This window comes from Delftia tsuruhatensis, from assembly GCF_903815225.1.
GTDB lineage: Bacteria > Pseudomonadota > Gammaproteobacteria > Burkholderiales > Burkholderiaceae_C > Comamonas > Comamonas tsuruhatensis_A.
Window position 1 is genome coordinate 998,871 of record NZ_LR813084.1, and the last position, 18,337, is coordinate 1,017,207.

Sequence of the window (18,337 nt, forward strand, 5' to 3'; positions counted from 1 at the left end):
GGGTTTACCCTTGATTCGGGGCATGTCGTGAGGGGGCAGCATGAAAAATGCCCTGGCACATGGTCTGGGCCTGGATATGCAGGTAGTGGTGCACTTCGACCCCTGGGGGTGTGTTGTCGGGTGTGCTCCTGTATCTGCTATTGCAGCAGGTGCTCCTGGAGGCGGATCTGCCCAATCTAGCAAGGCGCTGTGCCGAGGACAGAAAGTCTCCTCTGTAAATGAGCAAGCATCAACCTCCATCCTCGTAGTGAATCTCGACAATACATTCATATGACTCCTCTGGATATGGCATAAATGCGGTCATCTTCATATGAGTTGGATGGCCTTTTTTTACAAGAGAAGTTGTCATTCTGTCCATTGTGGCAATCAAGAGTGAATTTTCATCAGTTAGTTTGCCTTGGATTATGCTGGAATGCATTAAAAAGATGTTATCTAACTCATCTTTGTCCTGGATGGATATTTTTGTTAAATAAGCATTTTTCTTCGAGAGATTAATAATTTCCTGAAGGCTTCCACTCTTCTCTGTTCTTTTAATGGATTCAGAATTTCTCAATGAAATAGAGAAAGCCACCCCATTTCCAATGAACTCCCTGCTTCCTTGATTAAAAATCTTCCCAGGCTCAGCAATCCAGGCATATTCAGCGTGATCTGTTATTTTTTTTGAGATATACCACTTCCAAATATTTCTTTTGCCGTTTATCGGAAACACAGCAGCAACGCTATCCCTCAAAGCATAAGCCTCACAGACATCATTTCTCACCTCTTCACCATTCGCCTCAAATGATAAAAATATTGCAAGAGAAATTAAAATTGAAATTCTCATATCACTTTCTTCTTTGATTTATTATTCTTGATACTGCATCCGCCAAATCATCTATGCCTGCTGTCGGAGCCGATCCTCTTTGCTCCATATCTAGAAAATAATATGGAGAATCACAACTGTATCCTTCCGGAATGCTTTTCGTTTTCCATATTTCTTTCGGAATATAGTCGCTTGGCGTTTTTACGTCACGTCCAGGCTCACGGTCACTTGCAGTACATGTGAGATTTGCCTTGCTCCATTTTCTGCAATACTGCGTGTAGTCATACGGACTGAAGTTTTCCGCTGCACTTTGCCAAGGCTTCTTGCCCGCAACCAAGCTGCCTGGATCATAATTTGGCAATTTAATCATTTCCGCAGTCTGTAGATCCAGCTCGTTTTGAGGAATCTTTCGATCAAATAGCGCCGGCTGCTGCAAGCCTGACTGTATTTTGGATGAGGATATTTTTTGCAATCCGAGAAGGTCAACCCAAGATTTCGGGTCGTCTGAACACAGGTAGGAGTTCGTCCCCCCATCAACCCAATCGGATCCTGATTGATATAAGCCCCGATCTCCGGGTCGTAGTACCGGTGCCGGTTGTAGTACAGCCCCGTCTCCCGGTCATGGTGCTGGCCCGGCAGGCGGATCTCCTGGTGAATGCCCTGCGGGTTGTATTCCTCCTGCACCTGGCCCCAGGGGTTCAGGCGCGCCGCCCACACCACGTGCCCTTGCTGTTGGCACACGCCAATACGATTGCAATGATAGGGTATTTTAAAAAATCTCTAGCTCATTGAACTACATAGTTGGCAAGCTAGTGAGAAAATTTTTTCTTCTGGGGTATTTTGCAGAAGCATTTTCTGATTATTTAAATTAATAAAATTTCTATTTGGTTATTTTTTTACAAAGCTCTCTGGTTGCAAGAATAATTTGCAATCCATTCTCCTTGCTTGCAATAACAACAGCATTCTTCTTTGAAAAGCTTCTAAAAAATCGCTTTTCATTCTCACTTATCCTTTCGCCCTCTGAACGTTCCTCTAAGATATAATCAATAAATGGCCTCATTATGGCATCCTTGTGTACCTCCTTTATTTTTTTGTAAATATCCGCTGGTTTTTCGTATCCTTTCAGATATGAATGCTCCATATATATTTCATTTAGCGAAACACATCCATCTGCGCGATTCAACTCCATCCATTCGGTTTTTAATCCGCCTGCTGCATGGTTGTGATTAATTGCAAGCAGCAAGATTATCGTTGTTCTTGACTTGATCATATGCTCAATATTTAAGAATATTTGCTTCAGCATTAATATCAACACCTATTCAAAGCATGAGCAGTCGAATCTAGATCCATTATTAAAATCAACCATATTATCTACTATGGATTCAATTTGCGCTGGACTTGGGGTATTTTCAATTGATGTAGGAAATGGTCCATGTTTATAAAAATCCCGTTTTCTCCAGATTTTGAAACCGGAATGAGCCGGTGACATTGAGTCCATTACCACATGCATCCCGAATCCAAGCATGAAATCCGATACTGGATCTCCCCCATTATTTCCGCTTACAAAAATATCTAGAAAATCGTTTGCCTTCAAGCAGGAGTCCTTCTTTGAAAGAGACTTCGAACTCATGGCGTGCATATATCCATATCTATCGCCTTGAAATCGGGATCTGTCGGCGTCTCGCGACCCTTGTTTCATTGTTTCAATGGAATTCTGGCTCAACCCCAACCTAGTCCCATATGCATCCAGAATTTTATTGTGCGCGCCAGTTGACCATAATCCCATTGGATCTATTTTGCTCAGTGGCGATGAGGGGTATAGATAACTATTGCTTCCTCCCCTCAACCCAATCGGATCCTGATTGATATAAGCCCCAATCTCCGGGTCGTAGTACCGGTGCCGGTTGTAGTACAGCCCCGTCTCTCGGTCATGGTGCTGGCCCGGCAGGCGGATCTCCTGGTGAATGCCTTGCGGGTTGTATTCCTCCTGCACCTGGCCCCAGGGGTCCAGGCGCGCCGCCCACACGACGTGCCCTGCCTGGTCCGTCAACGCCAGCGGCGTGCCCAGGTGATCGCAGTGGTAGTGGTGGATGGCGATGGGCGCCTGCTCGCGCCGCTCCTTGGCTTGCAGGTTCTCCTGCATGGTCTGGTGGATCTGCCGGGCGCTCTCGGCCTGATCTCCCAGGATGGCCAGTGCCTGCGGCGGCAGGCCCTGCTCCAGCGCCTGGCGCGTGTGGCGCTCCAGGTCTTCCTGCATGAACCGGGGCATGGCGCGCAGCATGCTTTGCATGGCGGCCAGCGCCTGGGCCTGTTCGTGGTTGCCGTCTCCCGTGTCCGGCAGGCTGGCGCCTATGGCGCGCACCAGCAGGTGCGGGGTGTCCAGCGGGTCGCCCTGGCGGCTGGTGCTCAGGCGCAGCAGCGGCGTGAAGCCGCCGGGCTCGTAGACGGTGTGTTCCAGCTGGCGGGTGTCCTGGCCTTCCTGCACGCGTTCGGTGTGCACGAGCCGGTCGCCGTCCCAGCCGTAGTAGCAGGTGCGGCTGGGGTGGCCGGGCTGGTGGTTTTGCTGTCGCAGCCGTCGGCCCAGCGCGTCGTAGAGGTAGTGGCAGTGGTGCAGGGCTTGCCCGGGCTCGCCGCCTGCGCTGCCCCGGCTGAGCTGTACGGTGATGAGCTGGTGGGCGCCGTCGTAGTGCAGGTCCTGGCGTCCTTGGTCTGATTGCAGCTGGGTGATGCGGTTGCCGCAGGCGTCGTAGCGCCAGGCGCGTTCCTGCGTGAAGCCTATGCGGTTGTCGGGCCAGCGCTGCACGGGGCCGTGCTGCGGGGGGACCATGTGGCCCAGGCCCAGCAGGTTGAAGTCCGCTTGCCTCCAGTGGGCGTGGACCTGGGCGGCCCAGTGGTCTGGCGCCTGCCCTGCGCCGGCCATGTCGTCGCCGGGCAGGCGGTTGCCTGCGGGGTCCATGGGCCAGCGGGTGCGGGCCTGGGGCTGGAGGCTGTCGGCCGCCGCCCTCAGGCGCCCGGCGCTGTCGTAGCCGTAGCGCAGCTGTTGCAGGGCCTGGCCCGGTGCGGTGATCTGTTCGATGGCGGCCAGCTGGCCCAGCGCGTCGTAGTGGTAGCGCCGGCCCGTGATCTGGCCGAGCAGGGGGCGCAGTCCGGCGGCTGCGCTGTCCCGGTCTTGCAGGCCCTGGGTGGCGATGGCGGCCAGGCGGCCCAGGCGGTCCCATTCGCGCCGGGTTTGCAGCGGCGCTGCTGGCTGGTTGTCGTGCAGCTTGCGCAGGTGCAGGCTGCGCAGGGTTTCCCGGTGCAGCGCGTCGCGCTCGATGTCGATCAGGGGCTGGCCGTCGTGCAGCAGGCCGTGGACATGGCCTGCGCCGTAGGTCAGCCAGTCCAGGCGGCCCAGGCCTTGCAGGGTGCTGTGCCGGCGCTGGCCCAGGCGGTCCAGGCCGTGGCGGATGCGGTGTTCGTATTCGAGCGGGGGGTCTTGCAGGGCAGAGGCCGGGGGCTGGGGCCGGTACAGCTGTTGCACTTCGCCCGTGATGCGGCCCAGGCGGTCGCGTTGCAGTTGGATGCGGCTTTGCAGCAGGGGGCCGCCCCCGGCGGTGTCGGGGTCGGTGTGCACCCAGACGCGGGCTTCGCTCAGCCGCCCCGCCGCGTCCCAGGTGTAGCCGTGGGTTTGCGCGCTGGCGTGGGCGCTGGCCGCCAGCCGGCGCTCGGTCAGTTGTCCGTTGGCGTCCCAGCGGTAGTGGCTGCTGGTTTGCCGGGCGGCGTTGCCGTCCGTGGCTTCGATGAGCTGGCCTGCCGCGTCCCAGTGGTAGCGCTGCAGCCTCAGGTCGAACCCTTCTTCCTGTACGAGCCGGTCCAGCGCGTCCCAGGCGAAGCGGCTTTGGGCGTTGTTTTCGTTGACGAGGCGCGTGAGGCGTCCGGCGGCGTCGTATTCGAAGGCCAGGGTGAGGCCGCCGTGGCGCCGCTCGGTGAGCCGGCCCCAGAGGTCGTGGCGCAGGTGGATGCTGGTGTCGGCGCTGGGGCCTTGCCCGGGCGGGGCCGGTTCGATGCGCATGAGGTGGCCGGCTTCGTCGTAGTGGTAGCGCTCGATCTGTCCGTCGTTCCATTCGCTGGCCACGATGCGGCCTTGCGCGTCGCGGTGGTGGCGCTGGCATTGGCCCAGGGCGTTGATGACTTCGCTGAGGACGCCCCAGCGGTCGTAGCGGTAGCGCGTGTCCTGGCCCGAGCAGTCGGTGTGCGAGAGCAGCTGGCCTGTGTCGCTCCAGGCCAGGTGCTGGCTGCCGCCTTGGGCGTCTTCGATGCGGATGGGGCTGTCGCAGGCCAGGCCCGTGTCCTGCGGGTCGGGGTAGTGGTAGGTCTGGGTGCCGCCGTCGGGGCCGGTGATGGCGGCCAGGCGTCCCCAGGCGTCGTAGCGGTAGGCGGTGGTGGCGCCGGCCGCGTCGCTGGCCTCGATCAGCTGGCCCGTGGTGTCGTCGTAGCGCAGGCTGGTGCTGCGGCCGTCGGGCCGTTGCAGGCCCAGCAGCCGGCCCTGGCCGTCGCGCCGCAGGTGGGTGCAGCGCCCCAGCGGGTCGGTGTGCGAGGCCAGGCGCCCGAAGCTGTCGTGGCTGTACAGCCAGCGGCTGGCGTCGGCCTTGTGGTGGGCGATGAGGCGCGACAGGCCCGCCTCGCCTTCGAAGTGGTAGGTCTCGGTGCGATCGAGGCTGTCGCTGACGCGGGTGGCCGTGCGTGGCTGGCCGTGCGGGCCCGGGGGCTGGGCCAGGTACTCGAAGCGGTAGGACAGGCCGTCTTCGCTGCTGTGCGCGATGACGCGGGCGCCGGGCTGGGCGCTGTCGTAGCGGTAGCGGTGCCAGGGGCCGCTGCGGTGGCGGTGGGCACGGATGCGGTGGTGTTCCCATTCGAATGCGCGCACGCGCTGGCCCGCGCGGTCGTGCACGGTGATGAGCTCGCCTGCGCTGCCGTAGCCGTAGCGCACGAGGGGGATGGGGGCGGGCTGGTGCCCGGACAGGGGCGATGGGGCCAGCCGGTCGTGCTCCAGGTCGACGCCGATGAGGCGCCAGCCGTCGTCGGCGCCCCACAGGCCCTGGGCGGGCCGGCCGCCGTGGATGCGCTGGTGCAGCAGGCGGTAGCGCCGGCCTGCGCCGTCGGTCAGGGCGATGAGGCGGCCTGCGGGCAGGCGGCCTGCGGGCAGGGGGTCGGCCACGGACTGGGGGGCGCCCGGGCCGCGCTGGGTGCCGTCGCTGTAGTGGTAGCTCTGGCGGCGGCCGAAGCGGTCGATGCGGGCCACGAGCTGCCAGGCGCCGGCGCCCTCTTGCGCCTGGCCCGTGCCGGGCGCGAAGCACCACAGGATGTCGCCCTGGCCACCGCCCGGGCCGCTGGCCGCCAGGAGGGTGCGGGGGCTGCGCGCCAGCGCCGGGTCCTGCTGCGCGAAGGGGGCCCAGCGCGGGTGCGCGGCCCAGGCGGCGGTGTCGTGGTCGCCCCGGTCGTTGCCGCCGCGCAGCAGCCACAGGTCTTCACTGGCGCTGTGCAGCTGGCCGCCCGGCACCAGGGCCTGCGCGAAGGTGATGACGCGCCCGCTGGCGTCATGCAGCAAGGTGGAGTCGCCCAGCAGCTCGATGGCCAGTTCCTGGGGCAGGTGCCAGCCATGGCCCAGCAGTCCGCAGGCGGCGCCGTGCTGGGGGTTGACGTAGCTGCTGTACTGGCGCTGCCAGACGAGGGGCAGGGCGGCCGATGGCAGGGCGAAGTCCAGGTCTTCGGGGCCGAGCAGGACCTTGGCGCCGAGCTGGGGGTTGACGGGGTTGGCGATGGTCAGGCCGCCGGGGCAGACGGAGCAGGCGATGCCGCCCTGGCTGCCGATGAGCACGGTGGTGGAGCCGGTGATGATGCGGCCCTGGGCGACACGGTCGGTGATGCGGGCTGCGGGTTGGCCACTCATGAGAATTTCTCCTGAAAAGCAACGGGGAAAAAGGCGGGAGAACCAGGCGCTGCCAGCGCTCAGCAGTTCAGGCGGTCCGTGGGAGACAGGATCTGGATATCGCCCGGCGTGACGCGGACGGTGCTTTTGCCACTGACGAACAGGAGTTCCTGCCGGGCTTCGAGCCGGATGTGGTCAGCGATGAGCTGGATGCGTTGGCCATCCATGGTGATGTTGGAGACTTGGCCTGTTCCTACAGTCAACGAGCACTGCTCGCCCACCTGGGTGCTCTGCTTGCTGCCCACCTGGACGTTGTGGTCCTGGCCCACATTCAGGCTCTGGCTCATGCCCACGTTGGTCTGCATGGCCATGCCTATGTTCTGCACGTAGCTGGCACCGATGTTCATCATCTTGCCCGCGCCCACGTTCTGCATGTAGGCCATGCCTATGCTCTGCGTCTTGAGCAGGCCGATGGTGACGTTCTCCATCCGGCCTATGCTTTTGGCCCGCTTGAGGCCGATGGCGACGCGCTCATTGAGGTCCACCGTCCTTTGGCGGCTCTGGTGCACGGTCAGCGTCTCGTCCAGGTCCACCACCTCGGTGCGCCAGCCATGCACGTTGATCTTCTCGTTGCGGTCCACCACCTCCGTCCTGTCGCGGTGGATGGTGCTGAATTCGTCCCGGTCTATGACCTTGCGCCTATCGTTACCGACCCATTTTTCCTCGTTGTTCTCGACCTCGGTGAGCTGATCTTTCTGCGCATGCAGCCACAGCTGCTCCGCACCGGCCTTGTCCTCGAAGCGCAGGGCGTTGGCCGTGCCCGGGCTGTTCTTCATGCCGTCGCCCGGCACGCCGCCCTTGCTGGAATGCGTCTTGATGCCCGACTGCGTCTTGTTGGCCGGCAGATCCCAGGGCGGTATCTGCAAGGCGTTGTAGACGCGGCCCGTGATGATGGGATGGTCCGGGTCACCGTTGAGGAAGTCGACGATGACCTCCTGCCCTATGCGCGGGATGTGCATGCTGCCGTAGCCCGCTCCCGCCCAGGTCTGGCTGACGCGGATCCAGCAGCTGGAGTTCTCGTCCCTCTTGCCGTAGCGGTCCCAATGGAACTGCACCTTCACGCGGCCGTACTTGTCGGTGTAGATCTCCTCGCCCGCGGGGCCCGTGACCACCGCCGTCTGCGGGCCCGTGGTGTGGGGCTTGGGCGTGCTGCGCTGGCTGCGGTAGGCCACGCTCCTGGGTACGGCATGGAAGCTGATGCGGTAGGTGGTTGGGCTGTCCGTGCCCGCGCGCCTGGAGCGGCCGCTGCCGCCCGCGCCGTCGCTGCGGCGCACGTTCTCCTCGAAGCGGTAGGTGGCCGACTCGATCAGGTAGGGCTTGTTCTGGTCCTGGCGCGGGTACTTGCTGAGCGTGAACAGGTAGCCCGGCGCGATGTTGCGCGCGTTGCCCTCGCCCTGCACCATCTCGCGCCGTGCCTTTTGCTGCTCGATGCGCACGCGGGCGTAGTGCTCGCCATCGCCCTGCTGGGTGTAGCCGCCGGGCCAGTCGTAGATCTCGCGGCTGTCTTCCCTGTGGCCGGCAGGCTGATGCTGGCGGGTGGTCAGCGTGGCCTTGGGGCGTTCGAAGTCGTAGTCGTCGGCCTCGAAGTGGCCCGAGGCGATGTCCTCGGCGAAGGTCCAGCCATCGATGTGATCCTCATCCTTCACGTGGGCCGCGCGGTCACCCGAGTAGTAGGGGATGGTGGCAGGTCCGTTGGGCAGCGGGCTCAGCGAGCCGATGTCGTCGGCCAGCACCAGGGTGTGGCTGCCCTGGCTGTGGGAGAAGAAGAAGAAAATTCCCTCCATCTCCATGAGGCGCGCGACGAAGTTGAAGTCCGACTCGCCGTACTGGACCAGGTAGACCCATTCGCGGTACTCGTCGGCCAGCCGGTTGTCGATGGCAAAGCCGTAGGGCGCCAGCACCTCCTGGAGGATGTCCGGCACGGTCTTGAACTGGAAGATCCTGAAGTCCGAGCGGCGTGTGGCATGCCATAGCCAGGGGCGCACGACGGCTTCATATGCACTGAATTTTCCGTCTTTGCCGGTGTAGGTGAACTGCGTCACCTGCCCCGACAGAAATCGCTTGCCGCCGCCATGGCGTTCGGTGGTCAGGTCGATCTCCACGCTCATGTCCTTGCCCAGCAGTTCCTTGGCGGAGATGGAGGGGTTTCACTGATCAGGCGTATGCGGAATTCGAAGAGGCGGGAGATGCCTTCCTCTCCGGACAGGGACCGGAATTGCAATTTCTCGCCCAATGGGCTGTGGACTGTGAAAGTACGATCGGACATGAATCTCCCTCCCTCTGCATGAATGGGATATGCGCCATGGCATGGTTGAATGAAATGAAAAACCGGTCGTTTCTTCTTGCGTGACCTGTGCCTTGAAAGCCGATGCCCGGGATCAGGCCGGCGATGGCCAGAGGAGGTGAAGCCCCTGGAGCATGACCGCGTCACGCTGGACCCGTGCCCTCAGGTATACCTTAAAGACTGAACGGAAAACAAATGGCCATTTCCCCGCCGAGTTCATGGGTGTCCTGGGAATGATGGCTGATTCTGCCTCTGCTTCTAAGAATATTCTGATTAGGACCGTCCATGTTTCTCTCTGGTGGGTGTGAATTCCATACAAGAGCATTGCTTCGTTTTCAGTGAATTTCCTAGGAATGGAGATATTTGTATTTCTTTGTTTTAGGACTGGTCCTATATCTGCTGTGAGAAATCGGAAATGACCCGGAGGCAGGGGCGGGCTGCTTGCGCGTGCGATGCGCCTTGGCAAGCGCGGCAACGCCGCACGCGCATGATGTGGCGCCTGCGTCAGACGCAGTGCCGGGGGGGCGATCCGCTGGGAGCGGTGCAGGCCAGCGCCTGGGGCCCTGAGCCAGGATCCTCTCCTGGCTTGCCATTGACCGGGGGGGGGCCGATGCGCCTCTGCAGAAGAAACGCCCTGCTGGGCAGGGCGTTTCTTCTGCAGGGCAAGAGGTTTTCAGAACAGTGCCGGCACCCAGCGGTTGAGCAGCAGCCCTGCGCCCAGCAGCCAGGCGAACAGCACGGCGGCCAGCAGCAGCGGCCGGTGCCTGCGGCGCGCACGGCGCTGACATGGGTGGTCAGGCCCAGGGCGGCCATGGCGATGGCCAGCAGGGCGTTGTCCAGTTGCACGCCGGCCTGCACCAGGGGCGCGGGCAGCACGCCCAGGGAGTGGATGCCGGCCATGGCCACGAAGCCCAGCGCGAACCAGGGGATGGTGATGCGGCGCGGCTGGCCGTCATGCACATGGTGGCTGCGCTGGCCGCGCGCCACGGCCATGGACAGCAGCAGCAGGAAGGGCGCCAGCATCATGACGCGCACCATCTTGGAGATCACGGCCACGTCGGCGGCCTCGGGCGCGACGGCTTCGCCGGCCGCCACGACCTGGGCCACCTCGTGCACGGTGGAGCCCACGTACAGGCCGTACTGGGCGTGCGACATGTCCAGCCAGCCCTGGGCCGCGTTCCAGTGGAACAGGGCGGGATACAGGAAGGTGCCCACGGTGCCGAAGACCACCACGGTGGCCACGGCCACGGCCACGTCCTCCGCCCGGCCCTTGACCACGGGCTCGGTGGCCAGCACGGCGGCCGCGCCGCAGATGGAGCTGCCCGCGCCGATGAGCACCGTGGTGCGTGCGTCCAGGCCGAAGACGCGCCGGCCCAGCCATTGCGCCAGCAGGAAGGTGCTGCCCAGTACCAGCGCGTCGACCAGCACGCCGGTCATGCCGACCTGGCCGATGTCCTGGAAGGTCAGCCGCAGGCCGTAGAGCACGATGCCCGCGCGCAGCAGGCGTTGCTTGGCCAGGCCGACGCCGCCGTGGCAGGCCGGCGCCAGGCGCGGGTAGACGGTGTTGCCGATGACCAGGCCCAGGCAGATGGCCAGCGTCAGCGCGCTCAGGCCGGAACCGGCCAGCAGCGGCTGGCGGGCGCCCCAGGTGGCCACGGCGGCGATGGCGCCGGCCAGCAGCAGGCCGGGCAACCAGCCGGCCAGTCGGTGCGGCCAGCGGGGGGCGTGGGATGTGGGGGCGGAACGGGGGCGGATGTCGTGTTCATGGTGCCTGCATGCCGCGTCAGGAGCGCGGCACATGTCGGGCACTTTAGATTTCTTGGTTATATTTGTATAACGAATAGTATTTGTAGCATCAACCTGGAAAACGGGTAGATGGCTGGTTCACACTGTCCCCCATGCTGCATCTCACCCTGCGCCAGCTCGAAATCTTCTGCGCCGTGGCCCAGGCGGGCTCCACGGTGGCCGCGGCCGAAGCCGTGGCCCTGTCGCAATCGGCCACCAGCGCGGCCTTGCAGCAGCTGGAGCAGTCCATGGGCGCCCGGCTGTTCGAGCGCGTGGGCCGGCGTCTGGCGCTCAACGACGCGGGCCGGGCCCTGCTGCCCGAGGCGTTGGCGCTGCTGGAGCAGGCGCGGGGCATCGAGCAGGCGTTTTCCGCGCGCGCGGCCAGCATGCCGGTGCGTCTGCGCGTGGCAGCCAGTACCACCATCGGTACCTATGCGCTGCCTGCCGTGCTGGCCCATCTGGCGCGCAGCCATCCGCAACTGAGCGTGGATCTGCAGATCGCCAATACGCGCGAGGTGGGCGAGGCCGTGCAGTCGCTGGACGTGGATCTGGGCCTGATCGAAGGCACCAGCCACTGGCCGGGCCTGGAGGTCGAGCCCTGGATGCGCGACGAGCTGGTCATCGTCGCTTCGGCCACGGACCCGCTGGTGCGTTCCGCGCAGCAGCGCCCGCTGGGCGTGGCGGCGCTGCGTGCCGCGCGATGGCTGCTGCGCGAGCCGGGGTCGGGCACGCGTGAGATGGTCGAGCATGCCTTGCTGCCCCATCTGCACCAGTTGCCGGCGGCGGCCACGCTGGGCAGCTCCGAGGCCATCGCGCGCTGCGTGGCCCAGGGCCTGGGCATCAGCTGCCTGTCGCGTGTGCTGGTGCAGGCCCTGGTGGCCTCCGGAGAGCTGGCGGTCCTGCCCACCACGCTGCCGCGCATGTGGCGGGATTTCTCGCTGGTGCAGCGTGCCGGAAAGCGTCGCTCGCCGGCACTGGCAGCCTTCGTGCAGGCCTGCCATGCGCAGGCGCCGGCCGTGGCATGAGCGGGCTACACTGCGCGCCTTTGCGCTGACATCCCGCCATGCCTGAACATCCGCTGCCGCCCGACCGCGACTACAAGGACGTGCGCAGCCTCGCGCGCGGCCTGTCCGTGCTGCGCGCGCTCAACCGTGCCCCGGGCGGGCAGGCCAGCACCACGGCCCTGGCCCAGGCCTGCGGCGTGCACCGCACCACGGTCAAGCGCCTGCTGGAGACGCTGCGCGCCGAAGGTTTCGTGCGCCGGGCCGAGAAGGAAGGCCACTACTACCTGACTTTCGAGGTGCGCAGCCTCAGCGAGGGCTTCGAGGACGAGGCCTGGGTGGAGCAGGTGGCGCTGCCGCTGATGCGCGCGGCCGTGCCCGACCTGTTGTGGCCCTGCGACCTGGGCACCATGGAGGCGGGTTTCATGGTCGTGCGCGAGAGCACGCACCGCTTCAGCCGGCTGTCGCAGCACCGGGGCATGATCGGCGAGCAGATTCCGGTGTTCTTCACGGCGCTGGGCCGCGCCTATCTGTCGGCCTGTTCGGCCGATGAGCGCGAGGCCCTGCTGTCGCTGCTGGGCCGCCGCGACGACGTGGTGGGCGCCATGGCGCGCGATGCGGCCGCGGTCCAGGCCCTGGTGGAGGAGACATTGGCGCGGGGCTATGCCACCAACGAAGGGGAGTGGACGCGCGAGGCTAGCTTCGCCGCCGTGGCGGTGCCGCTGCGCAGCGGACGGCGCCTGCTGGGCGCCATCAACCTGATCTTTCCGCGCCAGTCGGTTTCGCCCCAGGAGCTGCAGCGCCGCTACCTGCCCCGGCTGCGCCGGCTGGCCTTGCGCATCGGGCGCGACGCCGGGCCCTGGCTGGACTGAGCCCGGCCGCGGCCCTACCTGTTCAGCGGTATCGGCGTGCTGCGCGGCACGGGCACGGCCGTGACGCTGTTCTGAGGCGAGCCTTCGATCACCCGGTCCGAGTAGGTCATGTAGACCAGGGTGTTGCGCGGGGCATCGACCATGCGCACCACGCGCAGGCGCTTGAACAGCAGCGAGATGCGCTCGGTGAACACCTCGTCCTGCTGCCTGAGCGGCGCCGGGATCTGGATGGGGCCGGTCTGCACGCAGCTGATCGAGGCTTCGGCGCGGTCCTCGGCCAGGCCCAGGCCGCCCTTGATGCCGCCGGTCTTGGCGCGCGAGACATAGCAGGTCACGCCCTGGACCTTGGGGTCGTCATAGGCATCGACCACGATCTTGTGGTCGGGGCCGATGAACTTGAACACCGTGTCCACGGAGCCGACCTGCTCGGCGCGCGCACCGCAGGCGCCCAGCAGCAGCGTGGCTGCAGTGGCTGCGAGCAGTGCCTGGCCTCGCGGGAAATACTTCACATTGGCTTCGATCATGGCGTTGCGTATGAAACTGGCGCGGCCCAACTCAGAGACACCGAGGAAGGGCCTGGGCCGGCCGCGCCGCCCCGCCTCGAGGGTGTCGTCCCCCTTTCAGGGGGAAGGCGCGTCAGCGCCTCAGGGGGTGTGTCAATTCAAGCCTCACCGGCCACATGGCGGCGCAGGTGTTCGAGGGCTTCCTCGACCTGATCGACCAGTACCAGGCACAGATCGCCCGGGGTCAGGCGCGCCAGCGCGTGGTCTATGGCGTTGAACTCGCCATGGATCTCGGTGACGTAGCTGGTGCGGGCGGCGCCTTGCAGGCCCTTTTGCAGCAGGGCCAGGACTTCGCCGTCGGCGCGGCCGCGCTGGCAGGCGTCCTGGTAGAGGATGACGTCGTCGAAGGCGCGGCCCAGGATCTGGGTCTGCTCGGTGATGTCCTCGTCGCGGCGGTCGCCGGCGCCACTGATGACCACGCTGCGGCGCTTGCCGGGCATGGCGTCCACGGCCTGCACCAGGGCGCGGATGGCGTCGGGGTTGTGGCCGTAGTCAGCGATCAGCGTGGCGCCCCGGTAGTCCATGACGTTGAAGCGGCCCGGCGCGTTGTCGCTGTCGTTGACGAAGCCGGCCAGGCCCCGGCGGATGGTCTGCCAGGGCAGGCCCACGCCCCAGGCCGCGGCGATGGCGGCCATGACGTTCTCGACCTGGAAGGTGATGGTGCCGTTGCGCGTGATGGGGATCTCGCGCAGCGGGATGGTCTCGCGCCACGAGCTTTCGGCCGCGACGATGCTGTCGCCGTCCACGTAGACCACGCGGTTGCCCTGGGCGCGGTGCGTGGCCATCACGGGGTGGTGGCGGTCGGCCGCGAAGTAGATGACCTTGCCGGGGCTGGTGGCGGCCATGGCGGCGACCAGGGGGTCGGCCGCGTTGAGCACGGCGTAGCCGTCGGCGGCCACGTTCTGCACGATGACGCGCTTGAGCACGGCCACATCCTCGACGGTGGTGATGTAGTTCAGGCCCAGATGGTCGCCGGCACCCACGTTGGTGACCACGGCGACCTGGCAGCGGTCGAAGCCCAGGCCTTCGCGCAGGATGCCGCCGCGCGCGCATTCGAGCACGGCCGCATCGGTCTCGGGGTGGGCCAGCGCGTTGCGCGCGCTGCGCGGGCCGGAGCAGTCGCCGCTGTCGATCTGGCGGCCGTTCACGTACACGCCATCGGTGTTGGTCATGGCCGTGCGCCAGCCGTGCGAGGTGAACAGGTGGGCGATCAGGCGCGTGGTCGTGGTCTTGCCATTGGTGCCGGTGACGGCGACCAGGGGGATGCGGCCGTCCTGGCCGGGTGCGAACAGCTCATCGACCATGGGCACGCCGACGTTGCGCGGCTTGCCGAAGGAGGGCGCCAGGTGCATGCGCAGGCCGGGCGCGGCGTTGACTTCGACGATGCCGCCGTTTTGCTCTTCCAGCGGGCGCAGCATGGTCTCGCAGACCACGTCCACGCCGCAGATGTGCAGGCCGATGGTCTGGGCGGCCTCGATGGCGCGCGCGGCGATGTCGGGGTGCACGTCATCGGTCACGTCGGTGGCGCTGCCGCCCGTGGACAGGTTGGCGTTGTTGCGCAGCACCACGCGCTGGCCCTGCGCGGGCACGGATTCCGGCGTCAGCCCTTCGGTGGCGATGCGCGCGATGGCGATGTCGTCCAGGCGGATCTTGGTCAGCGCCGTGCCGTGGCCTGTTCCCCGGCGCGGGTCCTGGTTGACGATGTCCACCAGTTCTCGGATGGTGTGCTGGCCGTCGCCCAGCACCTGGGGCGGCTCGCGGCGCGCGGCCGCGACCAGCTGGCCGCCGACCACGAGCAGGCGGAAGTCATGGCCGGGCAGGAAACGCTCGACCATGATCTCGTCGCCGAATTCCGAGGCCGTGGCATAGGCAGCCTTGAGCTGTTCGTGCGTGGTGATGTTGACCACCACGCCCTTGCCCTGGTTGCCGTCCTGGGGCTTGACCACGACGGGCAGGCCGACCTCCTGGGCCACGACCCAGGCATCGTCCACATCCTTGACGGGGCGGCCCAGCGGCACGGGCACTCCGGCGGCGTGCAGCAGGCGCTTGGTCAGGTCCTTGTCCTGTGCGATGGATTCGGCCACGGCGCTGGTCTGGTCCAGTTCGGCTGCCTGGATGCGGCGGGCCTTGGAGCCCCAGCCCAACTGCACCAGCGAGCCCGATGTCAGGCGGCGGAACGGAATGCCGCGCGCGACGGCCGCATCGACGATGGCGCCCGTGGAGGGACCGATGCGCTCGTCCTCGTCGAGTTCGCGCAGTTGGGCGACCACCTTGTCGGCGTCGAAGGGCGTGTCTGCCAGGGCTGCCTGCAGCAGCTCGCCCGCCTGCTCCATGGCCAGGCGACCCACGGCTTCCTCGGTGTACTCGACGACCACCTGGTAGGTGCCGGTCTCCACGGTTTCATGCGTGCGGCTGAAGGTCACCGGGCAACCAGCCTGGGCCTGCAGCGACAGGGCAGCGACTTCCAGCACATGGGCCAGGGACAGGCGCTGCTCGGCGCCATGCGGCTGCAGCGTGCCGATCTTGGGAAAGCGCGCGCGCAGCCGGTCCTCGAAGCCGGACAGGGCCGAGTAGTCGCAATCGCCGGGCTCGCATTGCACGACGGCCTCTATGGCGGTGCTGCGGGTCCAGAGATTGGGGCCGCGCAGGGCTCGGATGCGGGTGATCTGCATAGTGTCTTCTTTCGGAGGGCAGGCCGCGTCGCCGGGCCCGCCTGCATGTCATCGTGTGGTCGGGCTCAGGCAGCGGCCGTGGCGGCAGCGGGCGTGTAGTCGAAGGTCTTGATGCCGGCGACGATCAGGTCGGGGGCGATGTCCATGGACCACGCGGCGGCGATGGCCGCCAGCAGGGCCGGCGTGTCCGGGCGCTGGCCGCCGGGCAGGCTCAGCGCGTCCAGCGTGCCCAGCACGCGCTCCACGCCGCCCGTGGCCAGAATGACCTGGCTGCCGCGCACGAAGACGGCGCGGCCTTCGCTCTCGGCACGGTGGGCAGCGACCACGGGGCTGTCGGCCTGCATCGAATAGAAAAGCACCTCACCGTCGCACAGGCGGGCCAGATCGGCGACCTGCTCGATGTCGGCATTGAGCACGCCAGCACCCTCGTCCAGCACCACGTCGATCTGGGTGCGCATCACGCGGGTCATCTGCGACTGCTCGTGCACGTCGTGGTCGGGCAACTGCTCGAAGCCGTCCATGTCCGTGACCACGCCGACCAGGCAGCGGTCATAGGCCAGGCCTTCCTCCAGGATGGAGCGGGCCGTGGTCTGGATGACGGCGGCCTGGGCCAGGCGGTTGGTCAGCAGGCGGTGGGCGCCGGCCCAGTTGGCGGTATTGGTCTTCTGTGTCTGGCGGTTGGACAGGAACATGCCCTCGCTGCTGGCCACGCCCGTGAGCTTGCCCGACAGCTGCAGCAGCCAGCCCACGAGGCGGGCCGTGAAGCCGTTGTTGCGCGTGCCCGCGATGCCCACCAGGGGAATGCGGCCCGCGCCCGTGCCCTCTTCGGTGCGCGGGAACAGGTGGTCGGCGATGGCCATGCCCACGGGGCGCGGCGCGCCGCTGGTGGGCTTCAGATGCATCAGCAGGCCGGGGCCGGCATTGACTTCGAGGATGGCGCCGCCCTGTTCCTTCATGGGCTGGGACACGTCCTTGAGGATCATGTCCATGCCCGCGATGTCCAGGCCGACGATCTTGGCGGCCAGCGTGGCCATGTAGGCCACGTCGGGGTGGACTTCATCCGTGCAGTCGATGGCCATGTTGCCGTTGCGCTGCAGCAGCACGCTCTCGCCCTGGGCGGGAACGGTGTCGGGCGTGACGTTCTGGCGCTTGAGTTCCAGCTTCACGGCCGGGGCTTCGAGGTTGATCCAGTCCAGCGGGTATTCCTGCTCGGGGCCGCGGCGCGGGTCCTGGTTGACCACGGCCACCAGCTCGGCCAGCGTGGACTTGCCGTTGCCGGCCACGCTCACGGTCTCGCCGCGGCAGGCCGCGACCACCTTGCCGCCCACGACCAGGATGCGGTGCTCGGTGCCGTCGATGAAGCGCTCGACGATGACGTCCGAGCCTTCGGGCTGGGCCAGCGCGAAGGCGGCCTTGATGTCAGCCTCGTCGCGCAGGTCCAGCGTCACGCCGCGGGCATGGTTGCCGTCCGAGGGCTTGACCGTGACCGGGACGCCGATGTCCTGCGCGACTTCCCAGGCCTCCTCGGGGCTGTTGACGATCTGGCCTTCGGGCACGGGCACGCCGCAGGCAGCCAGCAGGCGCTTGGTGAAATCCTTGTCCTGGGCGATGCCTTCGGCGATGGCGCTGGTCTGGTCGCTCTCGGCGGTCCAGATGCGGCGCTGCGCGGCGCCATAGCCCAGCTGCACGAGGTTGCCGTCATTGAGGCGGATGTGCGGGATGCGGCGCTCGCCGGCCGCATCGACGATGCAGCCCGTGCTCGGGCCCAGGTAGCGGTCGTTGATCTCGGTCTTGATGGCCTGGATGGCGGCCTTGAGATCGAAAGGCTCGTCGTTGATGGCGGCCATGATCAGCCTGTGGCCGTGGGCCAGCGCCGTGCGCGCCACGGTCTCCTCGGGGCAGCGAAAGACCATGCGGTAGACGCCGCGCTGGGAGATCTCGCGCGTCTGGCCGAACTCGGCCGGCATGCCCGCCAGGTTCAGCAGCTCGATGATGATGTGCTCCAGCACGTGGCCGCACCAGGTGCCGCCTTCCAGGCGCTGGATGAAGCCGCCGCGCTCGCCAACGCCGCAGTGGTGCTCGACCAGGTCGGGCAGCCATGTGGTCAGGCGCTCGTTGAAGCCGGGCAGCTTGTTCGAGGGGTAGTCCTCCAGCTCGCCGAGATCCAGCCAGACCTCCAGCACGGGGCGGTAGGTCCAGACGCTGGGTCCACGCAGGTAGGTGGTGCGCAAGAGTTGGATGTCTTTGAATTTCGCCATGTCGGTCAGCGGGTAAGCGTGAGCGACGACCCGGGTGCGGATCGCCGGAGAATGGGAGAGGATTGTGCGCCCAGAAAGCCCATGCGCAGCGTTGTCAGCCTAAACCAGGGTTGGCGCGTTGAGCAGGGTATG

General features: G+C 65.4%; 11 protein-coding genes and 1 pseudogene. 2 read left to right on the forward strand and 10 right to left on the reverse strand.

The annotated features are described in order from the left end of the window. Positions 1-229: 229 nt before the first annotated feature. From L1Z78_RS04545 to L1Z78_RS04575, 7 genes and pseudogenes are all read right to left on the reverse strand, one after another. A complete protein-coding gene (locus L1Z78_RS04545) occupies positions 230-823 on the reverse strand; it encodes a hypothetical protein (protein WP_234640368.1) in 594 nt (197 codons plus the stop codon). 1 nt (position 824) lies between these two features. Continuing rightward, entirely contained in the window at positions 825-1,172 is a 348-nt protein-coding gene (locus tag L1Z78_RS04550) for a hypothetical protein (protein WP_234640369.1), read from the reverse strand. Beyond that, positions 1,169-1,543: an RHS repeat-associated core domain-containing protein gene (locus L1Z78_RS04555; protein ID WP_234640370.1), complete on the reverse strand. Its 375-nt coding sequence runs from the start codon at positions 1,541-1,543 to the stop codon at positions 1,169-1,171. Before L1Z78_RS04555 ends, L1Z78_RS04550 begins: the two co-directional genes overlap by 4 nt. Positions 1,544-1,682: 139 nt before the next feature. Continuing rightward, positions 1,683-2,105, reverse strand: coding sequence for a hypothetical protein (locus L1Z78_RS04560; RefSeq protein WP_234640371.1), 423 nt, complete (start codon positions 2,103-2,105; stop codon positions 1,683-1,685). Positions 2,106-2,117: 12 nt separating this feature from the next. After that, positions 2,118-6,731 carry an RHS repeat-associated core domain-containing protein gene (locus L1Z78_RS04565; RefSeq protein ID WP_234640372.1) on the reverse strand — a complete coding sequence of 1,538 codons (4,614 nt, stop codon included), beginning with the start codon at positions 6,729-6,731 and terminating at the stop codon, positions 2,118-2,120. Between the two features lie 59 nt (positions 6,732-6,790). Next, positions 6,791-8,878 (reverse strand): type VI secretion system Vgr family protein, encoded by a 2,088-nt coding sequence (locus tag L1Z78_RS04570; protein WP_326491966.1) that lies wholly within the window; start codon positions 8,876-8,878, stop codon positions 6,791-6,793. 849 nt (positions 8,879-9,727) lie between these two features. Continuing rightward, positions 9,728-10,820: pseudogene (locus L1Z78_RS04575) on the reverse strand (YeiH family protein). A 132-nt stretch (positions 10,821-10,952) separates the two neighbouring features. On the opposite strand from L1Z78_RS04575, the gene L1Z78_RS04580 reads away from it, so the two are divergent. Together L1Z78_RS04580 and L1Z78_RS04585 are read left to right on the forward strand one after the other, a co-directional pair. Next, positions 10,953-11,864 (forward strand): LysR family transcriptional regulator, encoded by a 912-nt coding sequence (locus L1Z78_RS04580; RefSeq protein WP_234640373.1) that lies wholly within the window; start codon positions 10,953-10,955, stop codon positions 11,862-11,864. A gap of 38 nt (positions 11,865-11,902) precedes the next feature. Continuing rightward, on the forward strand, positions 11,903-12,712 hold the full coding sequence (locus L1Z78_RS04585; RefSeq protein WP_234640374.1) for a DNA-binding transcriptional regulator: 810 nt from the start codon (positions 11,903-11,905) through the stop codon (positions 12,710-12,712). A 14-nt stretch (positions 12,713-12,726) separates the two neighbouring features. Here L1Z78_RS04585 and L1Z78_RS04590 read toward each other — a convergent pair whose 3' ends face one another. From L1Z78_RS04590 to cphA (L1Z78_RS04600), 3 genes are all read right to left on the reverse strand, one after another. Beyond that, complete coding sequence (locus L1Z78_RS04590; protein ID WP_234640375.1) at positions 12,727-13,236, reverse strand: CreA family protein; 510 nt, start codon at positions 13,234-13,236, stop codon at positions 12,727-12,729. A 137-nt stretch (positions 13,237-13,373) separates the two neighbouring features. Next, positions 13,374-15,947: a cyanophycin synthetase gene (cphA, locus tag L1Z78_RS04595; protein ID WP_234640376.1), complete on the reverse strand. Its 2,574-nt coding sequence runs from the start codon at positions 15,945-15,947 to the stop codon at positions 13,374-13,376. Between the two features lie 65 nt (positions 15,948-16,012). Continuing rightward, complete coding sequence (cphA, locus tag L1Z78_RS04600; protein WP_234640377.1) at positions 16,013-18,205, reverse strand: cyanophycin synthetase; 2,193 nt, start codon at positions 18,203-18,205, stop codon at positions 16,013-16,015. Positions 18,206-18,337: the final 132 nt, after the last annotated feature.

Excerpts from the sequence above, each read along its gene's own strand:
- L1Z78_RS04585 (WP_234640374.1), top strand. The coding sequence starts at position 11,903 with ATGCCTGAACATCCGCTGCCGCCCGACCGCGACTACAAGGACGTGCGC.
- cphA (WP_234640377.1), bottom strand. The coding sequence starts at position 18,205 with ATGGCGAAATTCAAAGACATCCAACTCTTGCGCACCACCTACCTGCGT.
- L1Z78_RS04545 (WP_234640368.1), bottom strand. The coding sequence starts at position 823 with ATGAGAATTTCAATTTTAATTTCTCTTGCAATATTTTTATCATTTGAG.
- L1Z78_RS04560 (WP_234640371.1), bottom strand. The coding sequence starts at position 2,105 with ATGCTGAAGCAAATATTCTTAAATATTGAGCATATGATCAAGTCAAGA.
- L1Z78_RS04580 (WP_234640373.1), top strand. The coding sequence starts at position 10,953 with ATGCTGCATCTCACCCTGCGCCAGCTCGAAATCTTCTGCGCCGTGGCC.
- cphA (WP_234640376.1), bottom strand. The coding sequence starts at position 15,947 with ATGCAGATCACCCGCATCCGAGCCCTGCGCGGCCCCAATCTCTGGACC.
- L1Z78_RS04565 (WP_234640372.1), bottom strand. The coding sequence starts at position 6,731 with ATGAGTGGCCAACCCGCAGCCCGCATCACCGACCGTGTCGCCCAGGGC.
- L1Z78_RS04590 (WP_234640375.1), bottom strand. The coding sequence starts at position 13,236 with ATGATCGAAGCCAATGTGAAGTATTTCCCGCGAGGCCAGGCACTGCTC.
- L1Z78_RS04550 (WP_234640369.1), bottom strand. The coding sequence starts at position 1,172 with ATGATTAAATTGCCAAATTATGATCCAGGCAGCTTGGTTGCGGGCAAG.
- L1Z78_RS04570 (WP_326491966.1), bottom strand. The coding sequence starts at position 8,878 with ATGAGCGTGGAGATCGACCTGACCACCGAACGCCATGGCGGCGGCAAG.